This window comes from Devosia sp. J20-27 (genome assembly GCF_055808595.1).
In genome coordinates this window covers 413112-430426 of the sequence record NZ_CM147875.1, presented here as the reverse complement: position 1 = coordinate 430426, position 17315 = coordinate 413112, and the positions used below count along the sequence as shown (strand labels likewise).

Below are 17315 nucleotides of genomic sequence, written 5' to 3'. Positions count from 1 at the left end.
GACGGATCGTGCCCGACACCCCAGCAAGTTTTCTGCAGGAAGCGACCTCAGCGGGCAGGGGCGTTGTGGCGCTGGTCACCGGTGATCGCAAGGCACCGCAATATTTTGACCTGAGCCGCCGCGGTCTGGTCGGCAGTTTCATCGGACTGCTGATCGTCACCTTTGTCAGCGCCCTGCTTCCGCTGGTCCTCGCTGGTGCGCCGGAGGGATATTCCATCGGGCGCTCTGTCGCCATCGCGGTGGTGCTGTTTGCCTTTCAGGTGGCGTTTGCCGCCATCGTCCTTCGCCAGCTCAAGCGGCTCGACAGCCTGCAGGCCTATGTCATTGCCGACAACTGGGCCAGCGTGTTCATTTCGCTTGGCCAGCTGGCGCTGTCGCTCGTCGGCTTCCAGGGCGAGCTTGCCTTCCTGGCGCTCGCGATCCTCGTACTCGTCGTCGAGATCAACATTGCCCGGCTGATCGTGACGCTGTCACCTTTGCAGATTGCCATGTTCATGATCGCCCAGGTCGTCGGTGTGACCATCGCCCTCCTGGTGGTTGGTTCGATCCTGCCGTCGCCCGAGACGGTCGCGGCAATCAATAGCCTGCAGCAGTAAGACAAAGGCCGTCAGGCGGTGCCAATGGCCCGCAGCGCGATCTGTCGGCAGCGTCCAGCGCTGCGCGAAAGTCACTTGGTTGCCATTTGCCCTCACCTACCAGCTTGAGTGACCCAACCATCGAGCGCACCTGCGAGTGCAGGAAGCTCCGCGCCCTGGCGCTGACCACGACCATGTCGGATTGCCGTGACACACTGAACAGGTCCAGTGTTCGTATCGGCGAGTTCGCCTGGCACTCGGCGGCGCGAAAGGTCGAGAAGTCGTGTTTGCCGAGGATCAGTTGTGCTGCGGCGTGCATGGTCTCGACGTCAAGGGGCACCGGCACGTGCCAGACCCTGCCCTCGTCGAGAGCCGGGCGGGCCCGACGGTTCAGAATCCGGTACTCGTAGCTGCGCGAGACGGCCGAGAACCGGGCCTCGAAGGTCTCGTCCACCGCCTCTGTCTCAACCACCGCGATGGGGTGCGGCTTGAGATGGAAGTTCAGTGCCTCGCGCACCTTGAAGGCGTCCCAATCACGCGCCAGATCGAAATGCGCCACCTGTCCAAGGGCATGAACGCCGGCATCCGTGCGCCCGGCGGCCTGGGTCACCACCGTCTCACCGGAAAACCGCTGGATCGCGTCTTCCAGTGCCTGCTGCACCGACAAGCGGTCCTTCTGCCGCTGCCAGCCGCAGAAGGGCCGGCCGTCATACTCGATGGTGAGTTTGAAGCGCGACATCAGCCCGCGACGCTGGGCAGCGGCCCCGCGCCACGCAGGAATGTCGCCGCGTCCATGACACCTTTGCCCTCGCGCTGCACCGATAGCAGCCGGACAGCGCCGGTGCCGCAGCAAATCGTCAGGTTGTCGCCGATTGCGCCAGCGGCACCGTTGTCGTCGACAAGCGTCGACCGCAGCGCCTTGATCCGCGTTCTGGTACCGTTGAGCTCGAGTTCAAACCAGGCGCCGGGGAAAGGCGACAGACTGCGAATGAGGTTATGCACGTCCTCGGCCGGCTTGCTCCAGTCGATCCGCGCTTCGGCCTTCTCGATCTTCTTGGCATAGGTCGCGCCCGTATCGGGCTGCGGTGTGAACTGCAGGCTGCCGCGTTCGGCGGCAGCCAATGCCCGCCCCATCAGGTCCGCGCCGACCAGCATCATCTGGTCATGCACTTCGCCCGCGGTCATGTCCGGGCCGATGGCCATTTCCTCGATCAGGCCCATCGGACCGGTATCGAGGCCTTCGTCCATCTGCATGACAATGATGCCGGTACGGGTGTCACCGGCCATCACCGCCCGCTGGATGGGGGCGGCGCCCCGCCAGCGGGGGAGGAGGGAGCCGTGGAGATTCAGGCAGCCGAGCCGGGGGGCATCGAGAATGGCCTTGGGCAGTAGCAGCCCGTAGGCGACCACCACCGCAATATCGGCGTCGTGGCCGGCAAAGGCGATCTGCTCGGCCTCGCCCTTCAGTGATTTCGGTGTGAACACCGGAATGCCGAAACCGTCAGCGGCAACGTGGACCGGCGACTTGCGCTCTGCCTGTCCGCGGCCGGCCGGCTTGGGCGCACGCGTATAGACCGCCACCACCTCGTGCCCGTTGGCAACGATCTCGGTGAGCGTGGGCACGGCGAACTCTGGCGTGCCCATGAAAACAATGCGCATGGATCAGCTCGCGCGCTTGGCGAACTTTTCGGCCTTCTGGAATTTCTTGAGCACCCGGTCGCGCTTCAGACGGCTGAGATAGTCGATATAGAGCACGCCATCGAGGTGATCGAGTTCGTGCTGGATGCAGATGGCGAGCCGGTCGTCGGCGTTCCGCTCGACAGTCTTGCCGTCAAGATCGGTGTACCGCACTGAGATTTCGGCCGGACGCTCGACCTCGTAGTAGAGCTCCGGAATCGACAGGCAGCCTTCCTCGGTGACAACGGTCTCGTCCGAGAACTTCAGGATTTCCGGATTGATCATGACGATCGGATCGGGTGTCTCGCCTTCCTTGGCAAGGTCCATCACCACGATGCGCTTGAGCTCGCCGATCTGCGGTGCGGCCAGCCCGATGCCGGGGGCATCATACATCGTGTCGAGCATGTCCTTGGCAAGCGCCCTGATACCGTCGTCGACCTTATCGATCGGATCGGCAATCGCGCGGAGGCGCGGGTCGGGCAGCACTAGGATCGGGCGGGTAGCCATAGACGTGTCCTTGTCGGGCGTTCAATGGGCTCAATATGGGAATTCCCCCCCGATGGTCAACATGTCGAAGGCGAACAAAAGGGAAACCGAATCGGATAGAATCGGCAGATGGACAAGGTTCTCTTCGCCATTGGCGACACCCCGATCACGCTCGAGATGGTACTCTACGCCGGTGCCGGCCTGTTTGCCGTGCTGGTACTGGCCATGGTTGTTCTCATCATCCGCCAGGCAGAGGTGCGGCGCGAAGATGCGGCGGAGGCGTCGGCAACGGCACTGGAGCAGTTGCGGGCGAACTTCGTCGAGCAGCTTTCCAGCCGCGATACGCGGATCCGTGAGCTCGACCACGCCCTCGCCGTCGAGCGGCAGCGGGCCGAGGACCTGCTCGCCGAGGAGCGGGAGAAAAGTGGCGACCTGCGTTCCGAGCTCGCAGCCATGCGCACGCGGCTCGACGAGCAGTCACGCCAGAACGAGTTGAACCTGAAGCGCTTCCTGGAAGCGCGCCAGCAGATGACAGACGAGTTCAAACTCATTGCCGGCGAGGTGTTGCAGACGCATAGCGAGACCTTCACCAAGCAGAACCGCGAACAGGTCGATGTCCTGCTCAAGCCGCTCAACGAGAAGATCACCGAGTTCCACCAGGGGCTGATCAAGGACCGGTCTGCCATGTCCGAGCAGATCCGCGCACTGGCCGAGAGCAACCTGCAGATCACCACCGAGGCCCATAACCTCACGCGCGCGCTCAAGGGCAATTCACAGACGCAAGGCGCCTGGGGCGAGATGATCCTCTCCACCATTCTCGAACAGTCCGGCCTGCGCGAGGGTGAGCAATTCATCACCCAGACCAGCCATTCAAGCGAGGGTGGCCAACGGGTGCGCACCGACGTTGAGGTGCTGATGCCCAACAATGACCGGCTGATCATCGACTCCAAGGTTTCGCTCACCGCCTTCGAGGCGTTCGTGAATGCCGAGGACGAGACGCGCGACCAGCATCTGCGGGCCCACATCGCATCGGTTCGCACGCATATTCTGACGCTCGGTGACAAGGCCTACCATCGCGCCGCTGCCTCCAGCATGGACTTCGTGATGATGTTCGTGCCCATAGAGTCCGCACTGGCGACCGCCATCCAGAATGACGTGAAGCTGGTCGAATTCGGCATGAGCAAGGGGGTGATGCTGACCACCCCGACGACGCTTATGACGGTGCTGCGCACCATCCGCAACGTCTGGGACATCGAGAAGCGGCACCGCAACGCCGACGAGATCGCCCGTCGCGCCGGTGCGCTTTACGACAAGGTGGCAGGATTTCTCTCGACCATGGACCGCGTCGGCGGTCACCTCGACAAGGCACGGACGAGCTTTGACGACGCCAGGAGCCAGCTCTCGACGGGGCGGGCCAATGTCGTCCGCCAGGTCGAAATGCTGCGCGAACTGGGCGCCAACACCACCAAGTCCATCCCGGCCGAGTGGGACAGCGGAGCAGACGAAGGCCCGGCACTGCGGCTGGTCAAGGACGACCAGGATCGCTTCGATCTTTAGCCTGGACGGGCGAAGTCGCTTCAAGTCCGAAGATTCAGCCGACAAGCTTGAGGCGGTTGGCCGCCTCGGTTGGCAGCTTGGCTGTCGTTCCATCGGTCACGTCGCGGAACGTGGCAATATCCGCCGGACGGCTGAGGAGGTAACCCTGTGCGCCCTGGCAGATCTCGTTGCGCAGGAACTCCAGTTCCTCCGGGCGTTCGACACCTTCCGCAATGACCGGGACATCCAGCCCGCTGCCGAGTCCCAGCACCGCCCGCACGATGGTGGCCGACTGCGCATTGCTGTCCACCGACTTGATGAAAGACTGGTCGACCTTGATCTTGGAGAACGGGAAGGCGCGCAGGTTGCCCAGCGACGAGTAGCCGGTGCCGAAATCATCCATGGCGATCGAGACGCCGAGGGCCTTGACCTGTCTTAACGTGGCGAGGGCGCGGGGCATATCCCGGATGAGCGCCGTTTCCGTGATCTCCACTTCGAGGCGGGCAGGTGACAGGCCGCTGGCCACCAGAACCTGGTGCACCGCATGCGAGAAGTCAGGCGCATGCACCTGCACCGCCGAGACATTGACGGCAATCGAGAGCGGTGCCGACCAGCTTGCGGCCTCTGCGCAGGCCGTGCGCATCACCCAGTCACCGATCTGCAGTATGAGACCGGTCTCCTCTGCGACGGGGATGAAGGTATTGGGCGGAACCAGACCACGAGTCGGATGCGACCAGCGCACGAGAGCTTCAAACCCGGTGACACTGCCGCTTTGGATGTCGATCTGCGGCTGGTAGACCAGCGAGAGCTCGTTGCGCGAAATCGCGTGGCGCAGGTCGTGTTCCAGCAGCCGCCGGTCGCGCACCTCCGCACCCATCTCGCTGCGGTAGAAGCGGTAGATGCCGCGCCCGTCCTGCTTGGCCCGGTCGAGGGCGGTATCAGCGTGCGACATCATCTGTTCGGCATCGTTGGCGTCGTCGGGGAACACCGCGATGCCAATGCTGGCCGAGATCAGTGCGCCGGTTGTGACGTCATCGTTGGAGCGGCGGAAGGCGTCGAGGATGGATTCCGCCAGTCGCCCGGCCTTTGCAGGCGTGCCGACATCCTGAAGCAGGACGGCGAATTCATCGCCACCCAGTCGCGACGCAAAGCCATGGCCCTCGACCACGTTGAGCAGGCTCGAGCCGACGCGCTGCAACAGCGAGTCGCCGGCCGGATGACCGAACAGGTCGTTGACCTCTTTGAACCGATCGAGATCGAGGTAGAGGACGGCAAAGACCTTGCCGCTTGCATGATAGCGGGCGATTTCTTCCTCCAGCCGCCGGCCGAACGTGGCGCGATTGGGCAGACCGGTCAGCGCATCATGATGCGCCAGATAGCGGATGTGCGCCTCTGCCGATTTCCGCGCGCTGAGGTCGCGAATGGCAACGGCCCAGTGTGGCTTGCCAGCAAAGTCGACCGGCCGCTGCACCACCTCCACAGGCAGCCGGTCGCCCGAACTGGTCGTAAGGGTCATTTCAAGCGATTGATGCGGGTGCTCGGCCAGCTTGGCCAGTTCGCTCTTGTCGAGGAATTCGTGCAGGCTGCGGCTGGCGACGGCTGCCTGGTCCAGTCCCACCATCTGGAGAAAGCTGGCATTGGCGGTGACCATGACCTGGCCATCGCAGACGATCAGGCCCTCGACGGCCGCATCGGCGAGGCCGCGCATGCGCTCGCCCTCCCGGCTGTCCCGGGCCCGTTCGCGCAAGTCGAGATAGACACCACCCAGGGCAAAGAGCAGGATCAGGACGCTGACCAGAGCCAGTACCGGCGGCATCCAGAACGGCAGGGCTTCGTCGGCCGAGACGATCGGGAAGCAGTTGGCGAGATTGGCCGCCCCCATGCCGGTAAGATGCATGCCGACAATCGCCAGGGTGAACAGCACCGTGCCTTCGAGGCGGGCCCGCAAGGTCTGCCGGCGATTGACAGCAAACACGGCGAGTGCGCCCAGCCCCATGCCCAGCATGATCGATGCCCCGACCAGTTCGGGCGCCCAGACGATCTCGCCGCCCAGCATCAGGGCGGCCATGCCGACATAGTGCATGGTGGAGATGCCCAGACCGGCCACGGCGCCGCCGAGCAGCGAGTCGATGGTGCGGCGGGCAATGGTCACGTACCACATGCCACCGCCCACTATGGAGACCGCGACGCCGAGCGAGAGCAATGTCAGCGGCAGGTCATAGCCCGTCGGCAATCCGGCGTCGAACGCCAGCATGCCCACGAAATGCGTCGTCCAGATACCGAAGCCGACCGAAACCGCACCGACGATCAGCCAGACGGCGCGCATGCCGCCCTCGGTGCGCTGCGCGTGATGAAAAAGGCTCATGCCGGCAAAGGACGAGAGCGCGCACACAAAGGCAGCGAGCGCGACAAGCCAGAGATCGTGGCGTTCAAGAAGTGTGGCGATGACGGTCTGCACGGACGGAGTCCCCAAAATGACGGGACACTCATGTCAGCAAGTGGTGAATCGAATCGGGATAGCCGCACGATGACGCCCTTGCGATCACGGACGCGGAAGCGGTGAACGGTAGATTAACGCCGGGCCCTCCGCGGTACGACAACCGTGCTGCTGAACATTCCGGCCTGGCCTCGCTAGTTTGTGCTGAACCTGCCCGCGCCAAGAAGCGTTAGCAGCCAGAGGCGAGGAGAGAACCGTGAGCCACATCAATCGAGAAGTCGAATCCCAGGACAACCGCAATGACGGCGATGGCGAGCAGGTGCTGATTGCGCAGCCGATGAGCCAGGCGGAGATCGAGGAACTGCTCTATTCCGATGCCTTCCCCCGGGCCGAGCGGCTGGAGCGGTTGCGACAGGTGCGCGACACGTTGAGCGAGCAGGAGTTTTCCGACTTCGGCAGCGACGATCCCGGCGCCTTGCTGGGTGAAATCGAGGAGGCCATTTCGGCCCTCGAGACCGGCTTCGGCGAAGCCATGGATCCGAGCTCTGTCGACCACAATCCCGAGGATCACCGCGAAACCCTCTCGCCCGACTCCGATGAACTCGAGGCCATTGCGCAGGAGGATGAGGATTCGCTCGCCGAGGACGACGACGGGTCGTCCCGGCCCTAGATGGCGGTGCGGGCCCTGAGGGCCTGGCTGAGCGTGCCTTCGTCGAGATAGTCGAGCTCGCCGCCGACCGGCACGCCATGGGCGAGGCGGGTGACCTTGACCCCCGACCCCTCGAGCCGATCGGTGATGTAATGCGCCGTGGTCTGGCCCTCGACAGTGGCGTTGACCGCCAGCACGATCTCGGAAAACTCCGTCGCCCGGTGCAGCAGCGGCTCGATCGAGAGATCGTCCGGACCGATACCATCGAGGGGCGACAGCACGCCGCCCAGCACGTGGTACTTCACCGCTCCGACCCCGGCGCGCTCCAGCGCCCAGAGGTCGGCCACGTCCTCGACCACGATCAGCAGCCCGGATTCATTGCGGCGCGGATCGGCGCAGATGCCGCAGGGCGAGCGCGTGTCGACATTGCCGCACACCGCACAGATGGTGACGGCCTCCACTGCCCGGTCGAGGGCGGCGGAAAGCGGGATCATCAGACCCTCTTTCTTCTTGATCAGATGCAGCACCGCCCGCCGTGCCGAGCGCGGCCCGAGCCCCGGCAGGCGCGCCAGAAGCTGGATCAGCTGCTCGATCTCGGGTCCGCCGGTGGCCATCGCGATGCCCTAGAACGGCAGCTTCATGCCCGGCGGGATCGGCAGGCCGGCCGTCACTTCCTGCATGCGGCTGGCAACCTCGGCTTCCGCCTTGCTGCGCGCATCGGCATGCGCGGCAATGATCAGGTCTTCCAGCACCTCGATGTCGTCCTCGCGGAACAGCGAGGGGTCGATCTTGAGGCCGCGCAGGTCGAACTTGCCGCTCAGCGACACGGTCACCAGACCGCCGCCCGACTTGCCTTCGACGATCAGGTTGGCGATGTCGGCCTGTGCGGCCTCCATCTTCGCCTTCATCTCGCCGATGCCCTTCATCATGCCCATGATGTCTTTCATTCGTCGTCCTCATCGTCGTCGCGTATGGCGTCGAGATAGGCCTCGACGGGCGGAGTTTCCAGTTTTTCGACGACGCGCAACCCGGCGCCGGGAAACTGCTTGAGAATGGCCTGCACCAGCGGATCGGCCTTGGCCTCGTCGGTCTGGCTCAGCCGGTGCTGCTCGCGCACCTCCCGCACCGTCGGCGCGGCTTCGGCGCTGGTGGAGACCGAAACCATCCAGGTCTTGCCGGTCCAGAACTTCAGCCGGGCGCTGAGCGTCTGGATGATGCCGGGATCGGCGCCATCGACCAGCGCCACTTCCAGCCGGCCGTCGGTCATCGATACCGGTCGCAAGCTCTGTTCGAGCGCCGTGACGACGATGATGTCGCGCCGGTTGCGGGCCATGTCGATGAGTTCGGCATAGGTCTGCGGACCCAGCGCGGCCTGCGGCGCGGGCGCCGCGACCTGTGTCGGTTCGGCCTGCGAGGTGGCGATGCGCATGGCCGAGGGGCTGCCGCCTGAACCACTGCTGCCGCCGCCCGATCCACTGCCACTTGTTCCACCGGGACTTGGGCCACGCGGCGTGGACGTCGGCACCGGCGCGCTCGGCATCGGCTGGTTGGCAAGCTTGGCGATCAGTTCGTCGGGCGTCGGCAGATCGGCGGCATGGGCGAGGCGGATCAGCACCATCTCGGCTGCCTGCAGCCCGTTGGCAGCCCTTGAGACCTCGTCAAACCCCTTGAACAGCACCTGCCAGGCCCGGGTCAGCACCCGCATGGCGAGTTTCTGCGCCAGTTCCGTGCCGCGCGTCCGCTCGTCGGGCGTCAGCGACACGTCGTCGGCAGCCGCCGGCACCACCTTGATCCGCGTCACCAGATGAGTGAAGTCGACCAGATCGGCGACAATGGTCTGCGGATCGGCGCCTGCATCGTAAAGCGCCCGCATGCCGCCCAGCGCCTCGGCAATGTCGCCGCGCATCAGGTTTTCGAAAAGATCGATGGTCTTGGCGCGGTCGCCGAGCCCGAGCATGGCCTTGACGGTTGCCGCCGAAACCCTGCCGTCGCCATGCGAGATCGCCTGGTCGAGCAGGCTCTGGTTGTCGCGCACCGAGCCTTCGCCGGCCCGCACGATCATCGCCAAGGCCTCCGGCTCGTAGTCGATGCCTTCGCGGCCCAGCAAATCCACCAGATGCGCCGTCATCACCTCGGGCGTGACGCGCCGCAGGTCAAAGCGCATGCAGCGGCTGAGGATGGTCACCGGCACCTTGCGGATTTCGGTGGTGGCGAAGATGAACTTTACATAGGGCGGCGGCTCTTCGAGCGTTTTCAGCAGCCCGTTGAAGGCCGCGGTCGAGAGCATGTGCACTTCGTCGATGATGTAGACCTTGTAGGGCGCCGAAACCGGGCCGTACTTCACCGAGTCGATGATCTCGCGGATATCGTTGATGCCGGTATTGGAGGCCGCGTCCATTTCGATGACGTCGACATGCCGGCCTTCGATGATGGCGCGGCAATGCACGCCTTCCTCGCTCAGGTCGAGGGTCGGACGCCGGCCGTTCTCGTCTTCATAGTTGAAGGCCCGGGCCAGGATGCGCGCCGTTGTCGTCTTGCCCACGCCGCGCACGCCTGTCAGAATGAAGGCGTGATGGATACGGCCGGATTTGAATGCGTTTGCAAGGGTTTGCACCATTGCATCCTGGCCGATCAGCCCGTCAAAACTCAGCGGGCGGTATTTCCGCGCGAGGACGAGATAGGGCGACGATGGGGAATCAGGCGATGCCATGGAGCCCTTATAACGTGCCGGGGCAGGGGAGTCCGCCTGCGGCATGGCCATCATAGGCAGAAGTAGGAGGCTGGCAACGACCCGTGAAGGTCTCGTTGGGGCTGCTTCCTTCCGGACCTGACCCGGTTGGCGAGGAACACGTCCGCGCCAACCTCCCGATCCGCTATATGGCGCGGGATGCTTCTGGATGCAAGGGCACCGGAATCTGTCTGTCTGATCACGCTCTGTCCTCGTCGCATGCCGACACCCCGGCCGGCGTTGCCGCCTCCGGCTTGATGGCAGTCGCGAACAACGGCGGAGCAGAGCCCGTCGATGGTTCGAATGCCGGACGCAAGTAGATGCGCCCGGCTGGAGCTCGGCTCCGCCGTTGCCACCGGGATTTTCGGCGTGCACCGGAAAGGATCAGGGCATTTGCGGATCGCCCCTCCGCCGCAGGGTCGCCGTCTCGACCGGACCACGCTCTTCGCGTTTCTCCAGTCCGACCCCTTTGAGCGAACACGACAGACGTCCGCCCGCGGCAACAAATTAAGGCGGCAGGACACCTGGGCCTGCACACCCTCCCCGGCTTGGCCTGATCCGGACCGACATCCGGACCACCCGGCCTCGCTGCCCCAATCACTCGTCATGATCTCGCGTTTCGGGGCGGCGATGGGGAAGTGTAACGCGGTGGGAGAGCGCGGGGATAAGTCTGTCAGTTGTCTGAACGGATTGGCTGCAGGGTGAATGGCAGATGGCAGAGATTTTGGAGAGGTTTGGTGGCTCCCCCCTCGTGGTTCGACAGGCTCACCATGAGGGCGAGAGAGGGTGGCGCTGGAGATGGGTAAGTGGATGCCTGCAGTCGTCACCCGCCCCCTTTGCGGGGAGGGATCAAGGGTGGGGGGAGCGGCACGAGCGGGGCTCTCAAACCCCCTCCCCAACCCTCCCCGCAAGGGGGGGGTGGACCGACTGAGATACCGTGGGCAGGACACATCGATCTCCCTGATTCCTTCTCCCGCAAGGGGAGAAGGGAGGGAGGGGTCTCCATCGACAGACGCGATTGCCACATAGTTGACGCGTGAGAACTGACTGAAGAGAAGCGAGAAGAGCAATCTGCATGCTGTCTGAACGGTTTTGCCGCAGCCGGAACGGCAGATGGCAGGAACTTGGAGAGGTCTTGTGGCTCACCCCTCGTGGTTCGACAGGCTCACCATGAGGGTATCGGGGCAAGAGCCACCGTCAGTACATCAAAGACCTCATCCTGAGCCTGTCGAAGGACGAGGTCGGGCGCATAGGAGGCCGGGGGTCCGCGTCTGCCAAGAGGTGCCAGTCCGATCAAGGTTCCGGTACCAGTTGATGCCCCCCGTGAACCCTGCCGTTTCGAAGGCGGAGACGTAGACGGCCAGGTCGGCGTCGCTCATCACAGGCTCGCCGAGGGGGACTTCGGCCCTGGCGAGATTGATCATCGCCATGCCTGGTTTAGGCGCCTGGACCGGCACGTTCTTCCGATAGAGGTTTCATGCTGATCCTGCCGCCACTCTGGTATCTGGTGGCCTGGGATCCGGCGCGCCAGGACTTTCGCCATTTTCGCATGGACCGGATCAGCCGGCCGGACGTCGACGACGGCGCATCGTTCGAGCGGCGCCACGTGCCGTTCGAGGATCACGTCCGTCCGGTGCGTGATCTGTCACGCTAGATCCCGCACGACCGTACCGTGTGATGTCGGCGCGACCCGGGCACGCGTCCCGCCAACAATCAATCACTTGATTGAGACATCGGGTCGCGCTATAGGCTCCGCCTCCGGAGTCGCTATCCATGAATGCCCCCACCCCCCTGGCCCTCTCTGCACGCCGTGAATCCGGCGAGGATCGGCGCGCTGCCATTGCGCTGGCGGCGCGTGACCTGATTGCCGAGAAGGGGTTCGAGGGGCTGCGCACGCGTGACATCGCCGAGCGGGTCGGCATCAATATTGCGACGCTGCACTATCATGTGCCGAGCAAGGAGGCGTTGATCGCGCTGGTGGCGGAGTCGCTGCGCATCGCCTTTGCCGAACAGTCGCGGGCCCATGTGCGTGACGGCCTGACGCCGACGCAGCTGCTCGAACTCGAATTCGACGACTATGCCGAACTGCTGGGCGACAAGCATGTGCTCATCAGCGTGATGACAGAACTGCTCGAGAAGGCCCGGCGCGATGCCAGCATTGCGGCTGCCATGGGGCCGATGATGGGCAAGTGGAAGCAGATCGTCGCCGATATTCTCGAGGCCGGACGCGATGCCGGCGAGTTTCGCGCCGATCTCGATCCGGTGCCGGCTGCCCAGATGCTGGTGGGCGCCATGATGGGCTTTTCCAAATCGCCCAATGCCACACCACAGAATTTTCAACGGCTGCGCGCTGAACTGCTGCGCGCTATCCGCAATCCCCACCCGACCAGACCGGCTTCCCAAGGACCCCGTGCATGAACAACAAGCCTTTTGATCCGTCGGCAGCCGAGCCCGATCCGCGCCGCTGGGTGGCCCTGATCATCCTGCTGCTCGCCCTGTTCATGAACCTGATCGATGTCACCATCGTCAACGTGGCGCTGCCCTCGATGCAGGCCGATATGGGGGCCAGTTCCAGCCAGATCGAATGGGTCATCGCCGTCTATGTGCTGACCTTTGCGCTGTTCCTGCTGCCGTTCGGGCGGCTGGGCGACATCGTCGGCCGGCGCGGCATGTTCCTCGTCGGCGTCTCGGTGTTCACCGTCGGCTCGGCCCTCTGTGGCCTGGCGCCGACCATCGAGATCCTGATCGGCGCCCGCGTCGTGCAGGGCATCGGCGGCGCCATGATGACCCCGCAGGTGCTGGCCATCGTCACCGTGATCTTTCCGCCCCGGGAGCGCGGCATGGCCTTCTCGTTCTTCGGCCTGACCGCCGGCATGGCCTCGGTCGCCGGTCCGATCGTCGGCGGCCTGCTGATTTCCGCCGATCTCTGGGGCCTCGACTGGCGCCCGATCTTCCTCGTCAACATTCCGCTCGGCGTGCTTGCCATCGTCATGGCCTGGCGGCTGGTGCCAAAGATCACGCCGCACCCCGGCCTTACCAACGACTTTGTCGGCATCGTCCTGTTCGGCGTCTCCATCGTCGCCATCATCTTTCCGCTGGTCGAGGGCCGCGTCTATGGCTGGCCGCTCTGGGCCTTCGGGCTGATCGGCTTCGGTCTGCTCGGGCTGGTCGCCTTCTATTTCTGGGAGAAGCGGCGCGATCGCCAGGGCAAGACCGAACTGATCCCGGTGCCGATGTTCCGCAGCCGCAACTTCGTCGTCGGCACGGCCATGACGGTGATCTTTTTCTCCGGCGTGCCGGGGTTGTTCATGATCCTCGCTATCTTCTTCCAGTCCGGCTTCGGCCTGACGCCGCTGGAATCGGGACTGACCACGGTGCCGTTCCCGCTCGGGGTGTTCGTCATCTCGCTGGTCAACGGCCGCCTCGGCAACCGCATGCTGCCGCTGCGCGTCGCCACCGGCACGCTGATGCTGGCCGTCGGCATGGCCTGGCTGCGCTTGACCATTGTCAATGTCGGCGATGCCATCGACCACTGGCAGTTCCTGCCGGCGCTGTTGATTGCCGGCCTCGGCATGGGGCTGACCGTGTCGGCGCTGTTCCAGACCATCCTGCAGGGCGTGCCCGGCAAGGATGCCGGCTCGGCCTCGGGCGCCTTGCAGGCATTCCAGCAGGTCGGCAGCGCGCTGGGCGTGGCGCTGGTCGGTGAAATCTTCTTCACCTGGCTCGAGCACGGGCAGGAATGGGGCGCCACCACGCAGCATTCCGCCTTCGTCAACGCCGCCAGCAATGCCACCTGGTACCAGATCTGCTCTTTCCTCGTCGTCGCTGCCATGGTGCTGCTGCTCAGGAAGGCGCCGCCGGAGGCGGCCCGGCCGCCGCAGCAGCACGTCGCTGCCGAGGTCTGAGGGCGGTAGTTGCCGGTTGCGAAGTAATCAGTTCCGGAACACTATGATTCCGTAAGGCAGCTCTTCCACCTTCAGAACATATCAGTTCCGGAAGGAGATTGTTCCAGTGATCTATACGTCACGGCTCGACGCGACCTTCGCGGCCCTGGCCGACCCCACCCGCCGGGAGATTCTCGCGCGGCTGCTGCGCGGCGAGGCCTCGGTGGCCGAACTGGCCGAGCCCTTCGACATGACGCCGCGCGCCGTGTCGCGCCATATCGCGGTGCTGGAGGCGGCGGGACTGGTGACCCGCAGCAAGGACGCGCAGCGCCGCCCCAGCCGCATCCGGCTTGAGCCGCTGCTCGACATCGACAGCTGGCTAGGCCCCTACCGCCTCAACTGGGCCGAGAGCTACGAGCAGCCGGCCGGCAAACTGGTGGCGATGCAGGATCTGGAAGCCGGGCTCTGACCGCGGCGCCGCCCCGGCCTGTGGAGATTAGCGATTGCTTTACCATGGGTTACGCCGAACGGTAAAATGCCACAGATACGCCACGCTCCGCCCCGATCAGGGCTCGCGCCTCAGCCGAGGCGTGTGTTTCCCGGAGCCCTCATGAAGACCCTCTGCACCCTTGCCGCCCTCGCCCTCACCCTTTTCGCGCTGAGCGGCGCCTTTGCCGACCCCAGCCCGGCCCCGGTCGACGAGACGATCACCGGCGCGATCACGCCGGCCACCTACGGGCTGAAATACCGCCCGGACGTCAAGGGATATTGAGGGCGAGAAGCCCGCATCCGCAACTGCGGGCCCTCATGGAGTGTTGAGCCACGAGGGCGCCCGACCTCGCCCTTCGACAGGCTCAGGGTGAGGTCCCGTTGCAGGGAGAGTGTCGACCTAGCGGACGATCAGCGTGCCGGCGCCGTGTTCTGTGAAGAGCTCGACCAGCACCACGTGCGGCGTCTTGCCATTGAGGATGACGACGCCCTCGACGCCGTTCTCCAGCGCCTCGATGCAGTTCTCGACCTTGGGGATCATGCCGCCCGAAATCGTGCCGTCGGCGATCAGCGCCTTGGCGTCGCGCACCGAGAGCTCGGGGATCAGCTGCTTGTTGGCATCGAGCACGCCGTCCACGTCGGTCAGGAACAGCAGGCGCTTGGCGCCGAGCGAGCCGGCAATGGCACCGGCAAAGGTATCGGCATTGATATTGTAGGTGGCGCCGTCGCGGCCCGGGGCCACCGGGGCGATCACCGGAATGAGCTCCGAGCGGGCCAGCAGGTCGAGCAGCGTGCGGTCGACTTCCACCGGCTCGCCGACAAAGCCCAGGTCGAGCACGCGCTCGATATGGGAGCCGGGGTCCTTGATGGTCTTGGTCGCCTTCTTGGCAAAGACCATGTTGCCGTCCTTGCCGCAGAGCCCGATCGCCCACTCGCCCTCGGCATTGATCAGCGCCACGATTTCCTTGTTGATCGAGCCGGCCAGCACCATCTCGACCACTTCCATGGTGCGCTTGTCGGTGACCCGCAGGCCGCCCTCGAACTTGCTCTCGATGCCGAGGTTCTTGAGCATCTGCGCAATCTGCGGCCCGCCGCCATGCACCACGATGGGATTGACCTTGGACTGCTTGAGCAGCGCGATATCGCGCGCAAAGGCGCGGCCCAGCGTGATGTCGCCCATGGCGTGGCCGCCATATTTGACCACGACGGTCTTGCCCTCGTAGCGCTGCATGTAGGGCAGGGCCTGGGAGAGGATGGCGGCGTCACGGGAGAAGGATTCGATATCGGGCATGGCGCGTTTGCTCATTGTGGTCCTGTCGTATAGCGCATCGCGCCGGAGTCGAAACTAGATTTGCAGTGTCCGGCCATCTTGCCGGTGAAGGTGCAGTTTTTACGACGTACTCCTCACACACAAGGCTTTATTGTCAGCAGGCAAGGGGTAGGCAGCCAGCGGGCGCCAAGCTATCTATGTGGCATGGCTCCACAGACCACTGCCGACATCGCCGATCTGATCTCCCGATGCGCCTTGCGCGACCGGCAGGCCTTTCGTGATCTCTACCAGCGCACCAGTGCGAAACTCTTCGGGGTAAGCCTGCGTATCTTGAGAGACCGGGCAGAAGCCGAAGAGGCGCTGCAGGAGGTCTATGTCAAGATCTGGCAACGTGCCGACCGCTATGTGGCCGGTGGCTACAGCCCGATTTCGTGGCTGGTCGCGGTCGCCCGCAACCACTCGCTCGACATCCTCCGGGCACGCAAGCCGGTGACGGACGATATCGATGCCGCGCTCGACGTGGCCGATGGCGGACCCGATCCGGAACAGGCGGCCCTCGATAGCGGCGAGCGCACCCGGATTGACGGGTGTCTCGGCGAACTCGAGGCAGCCAAGGCAGATGCGGTACGCGGGGCCTATCTCGATGGGTTCAGCTACGAAGAGCTGGCGGCGCGCCATGACGTGCCGCTGAACACGATGCGGACCTGGCTGCGACGCAGCCTGATCAAACTGAGAGAGTGTCTATCGGCATGACGCAGGCAGACGAAATGGACGGGAATGGATACGGGGACCGCGTCCTCGTGGCCGAGTACGTCCTCGGGCTGCTCGATGCGGCCGAACATGAGACCGTGGCCCGGCGCATATCCGCCGAGCCGCGACTGGCCGCCGAGCGCCGCCTCTGGCAGCAGCGACTGGCCAGCCTTGATAATGAATTTGCCGAAGTCGCACCGCCGGCCAATGTGCTGCCCAAGCTGGAGAGCCGGCTGTTCGGCGCCACGGCGGTATCGGACGGTGTGGTCGGCTGGTGGAACTCGCTGGCGCTCTGGCGCGGACTCGCGGCGGGCGGTGTCGCTGTCGCCGTCGCGGCGATCGGCTTCAACCTGATGCAGCCGCGCCTCGACGTGGATACGGTGGCCACCCAGCTCGTGGCCGCGCTGCAGTCGCAGGAAGGCAGCGGCGTCGAATTCGTCGCCTTCTACGACACCGGCACCCAGTCGGTGCGACTGCTCGGCCTGCAGGGCCAGGCTGTGCCCGACAAGGATTTCGAGCTCTGGTACATCAAGGGTGAAGAGCCGGCCGTGTCGATGGGCGTGATCCCGATCGACCAGCGCACCGAGATCGAGCTCGATCCCGTTGCCAAGGCCAAGATCGGCGAAGGCACCGTGCTGGCCGTCACGCTTGAGCAGAAGGGTGGCTCGCCCACCGGCAAGGCCCAGGGGCCGATCGTTGCTGTCGGCAAGGCAACAACCATCTAGCCACGCATGCCGCGATACAGTGTTTTGCAAGGCCGGGAAAAGTTCCCGGCCTTTTGCATAATAATGCCCCTCAGGCGTACAAAAACACGTGATCGAAAAAACCTGAAAC

Annotated in this window: 18 protein-coding genes and 1 other RNA gene; 10 read left to right on the top strand and 9 right to left on the bottom strand. The window is 64.6% G+C overall.

Features of this window, described 5'->3' with window-relative positions; translation table 11 throughout:
* Window positions 1-8 precede the first annotated feature (8 nt).
* On the top strand, window positions 9-596 hold the full coding sequence (locus AC0L4C_RS02020; protein ID WP_473401853.1) for a hypothetical protein: 588 nt from the start codon (window positions 9-11) through the stop codon (window positions 594-596).
* Here AC0L4C_RS02020 and truA read toward each other — a convergent pair.
* The 3 genes from truA to def are packed head-to-tail and all read right to left on the bottom strand — an operon-like array spanning window position 577 to window position 2759.
* Entirely contained in the window at window positions 577-1314 is a 738-nt protein-coding gene (gene truA, locus AC0L4C_RS02015; protein WP_473401852.1) for a tRNA pseudouridine(38-40) synthase TruA, read from the bottom strand. The two genes, AC0L4C_RS02020 and truA, sit on opposite strands and share 20 nt — an antisense overlap.
* Complete coding sequence (fmt, locus tag AC0L4C_RS02010) at window positions 1314-2234, bottom strand: methionyl-tRNA formyltransferase (protein ID WP_473401851.1); 921 nt, start codon at window positions 2232-2234, stop codon at window positions 1314-1316. Before fmt ends, truA begins: the two co-directional genes overlap by 1 nt.
* A gap of 3 nt (window positions 2235-2237) precedes the next feature.
* Complete coding sequence (gene def / locus AC0L4C_RS02005) at window positions 2238-2759, bottom strand: peptide deformylase (RefSeq protein ID WP_473401850.1); 522 nt, start codon at window positions 2757-2759, stop codon at window positions 2238-2240.
* Between the two features lie 108 nt (window positions 2760-2867).
* Here def and AC0L4C_RS02000 point away from each other — a divergent pair, with 108 nt between their 5' ends.
* Window positions 2868-4295, top strand: coding sequence for a DNA recombination protein RmuC (locus AC0L4C_RS02000; protein ID WP_473401849.1), 1428 nt, complete (start codon window positions 2868-2870; stop codon window positions 4293-4295).
* 34 nt (window positions 4296-4329) lie between these two features.
* Here AC0L4C_RS02000 and AC0L4C_RS01995 read toward each other — a convergent pair whose 3' ends face one another.
* Entirely contained in the window at window positions 4330-6732 is a 2403-nt protein-coding gene (locus AC0L4C_RS01995) for an EAL domain-containing protein (protein ID WP_473401848.1), read from the bottom strand.
* Window positions 6733-6967: 235 nt separating this feature from the next.
* On the opposite strand from AC0L4C_RS01995, the gene AC0L4C_RS01990 reads away from it, so the two are divergent.
* Entirely contained in the window at window positions 6968-7381 is a 414-nt protein-coding gene (locus AC0L4C_RS01990; RefSeq protein ID WP_473401847.1) for a hypothetical protein, read from the top strand.
* On the opposite strand, the gene recR is transcribed toward AC0L4C_RS01990, so the two are convergent.
* From recR to ffs, 4 genes are all read right to left on the bottom strand, one after another.
* Entirely contained in the window at window positions 7378-7974 is a 597-nt protein-coding gene (gene recR, locus AC0L4C_RS01985) for a recombination mediator RecR (protein WP_473401846.1), read from the bottom strand. The two genes, AC0L4C_RS01990 and recR, sit on opposite strands and share 4 nt — an antisense overlap.
* Before the next feature lie 9 nt (window positions 7975-7983).
* Window positions 7984-8307 (bottom strand): YbaB/EbfC family nucleoid-associated protein, encoded by a 324-nt coding sequence (locus AC0L4C_RS01980; RefSeq protein WP_473401845.1) that lies wholly within the window; start codon window positions 8305-8307, stop codon window positions 7984-7986.
* On the bottom strand, window positions 8304-10070 hold the full coding sequence (locus tag AC0L4C_RS01975) for a DNA polymerase III subunit gamma/tau (protein ID WP_473401844.1): 1767 nt from the start codon (window positions 10068-10070) through the stop codon (window positions 8304-8306). Before AC0L4C_RS01975 ends, AC0L4C_RS01980 begins: the two co-directional genes overlap by 4 nt.
* 61 nt (window positions 10071-10131) lie before the next feature.
* Window positions 10132-10227, bottom strand: an RNA gene (ffs, locus tag AC0L4C_RS01970) — signal recognition particle sRNA small type.
* Window positions 10228-11565: 1338 nt separating this feature from the next.
* Between ffs and AC0L4C_RS01965 the strand changes: the two genes are divergently transcribed.
* The 5 genes from AC0L4C_RS01965 (at window position 11566) to AC0L4C_RS01945 (ending at window position 14744) form a co-directional block, all read left to right on the top strand.
* The gene (locus AC0L4C_RS01965; protein ID WP_473401843.1) at window positions 11566-11742 is read left to right on the top strand and encodes a WYL domain-containing protein; all 177 of its coding nucleotides are present in this window, start codon (window positions 11566-11568) and stop codon (window positions 11740-11742) included.
* 119 nt (window positions 11743-11861) lie between these two features.
* Entirely contained in the window at window positions 11862-12506 is a 645-nt protein-coding gene (locus AC0L4C_RS01960; protein WP_473401842.1) for a TetR/AcrR family transcriptional regulator, read from the top strand.
* The gene (locus AC0L4C_RS01955; protein ID WP_473401841.1) at window positions 12503-13993 is read left to right on the top strand and encodes an MFS transporter; all 1491 of its coding nucleotides are present in this window, start codon (window positions 12503-12505) and stop codon (window positions 13991-13993) included. The genes AC0L4C_RS01960 and AC0L4C_RS01955 overlap by 4 nt, the downstream gene beginning before the upstream one ends.
* A 106-nt stretch (window positions 13994-14099) precedes the next feature.
* On the top strand, window positions 14100-14441 hold the full coding sequence (locus AC0L4C_RS01950) for an ArsR/SmtB family transcription factor (protein WP_473401840.1): 342 nt from the start codon (window positions 14100-14102) through the stop codon (window positions 14439-14441).
* A gap of 141 nt (window positions 14442-14582) precedes the next feature.
* Window positions 14583-14744, top strand: coding sequence for a hypothetical protein (locus AC0L4C_RS01945; protein ID WP_473401839.1), 162 nt, complete (start codon window positions 14583-14585; stop codon window positions 14742-14744).
* 117 nt (window positions 14745-14861) lie between these two features.
* Here AC0L4C_RS01945 and argB read toward each other — a convergent pair whose 3' ends face one another.
* The gene (gene argB / locus AC0L4C_RS01940) at window positions 14862-15767 is read right to left on the bottom strand and encodes an acetylglutamate kinase (protein WP_473401838.1); all 906 of its coding nucleotides are present in this window, start codon (window positions 15765-15767) and stop codon (window positions 14862-14864) included.
* 168 nt (window positions 15768-15935) lie between these two features.
* Between argB and AC0L4C_RS01935 the strand changes: the two genes are divergently transcribed.
* Both AC0L4C_RS01935 and AC0L4C_RS01930 read left to right on the top strand, forming a co-directional pair.
* Complete coding sequence (locus AC0L4C_RS01935) at window positions 15936-16484, top strand: sigma-70 family RNA polymerase sigma factor (protein ID WP_473401837.1); 549 nt, start codon at window positions 15936-15938, stop codon at window positions 16482-16484.
* On the top strand, window positions 16481-17206 hold the full coding sequence (locus tag AC0L4C_RS01930) for an anti-sigma factor (RefSeq protein ID WP_473401836.1): 726 nt from the start codon (window positions 16481-16483) through the stop codon (window positions 17204-17206). The genes AC0L4C_RS01935 and AC0L4C_RS01930 overlap by 4 nt, the downstream gene beginning before the upstream one ends.
* Window positions 17207-17315 lie beyond the last annotated feature (109 nt).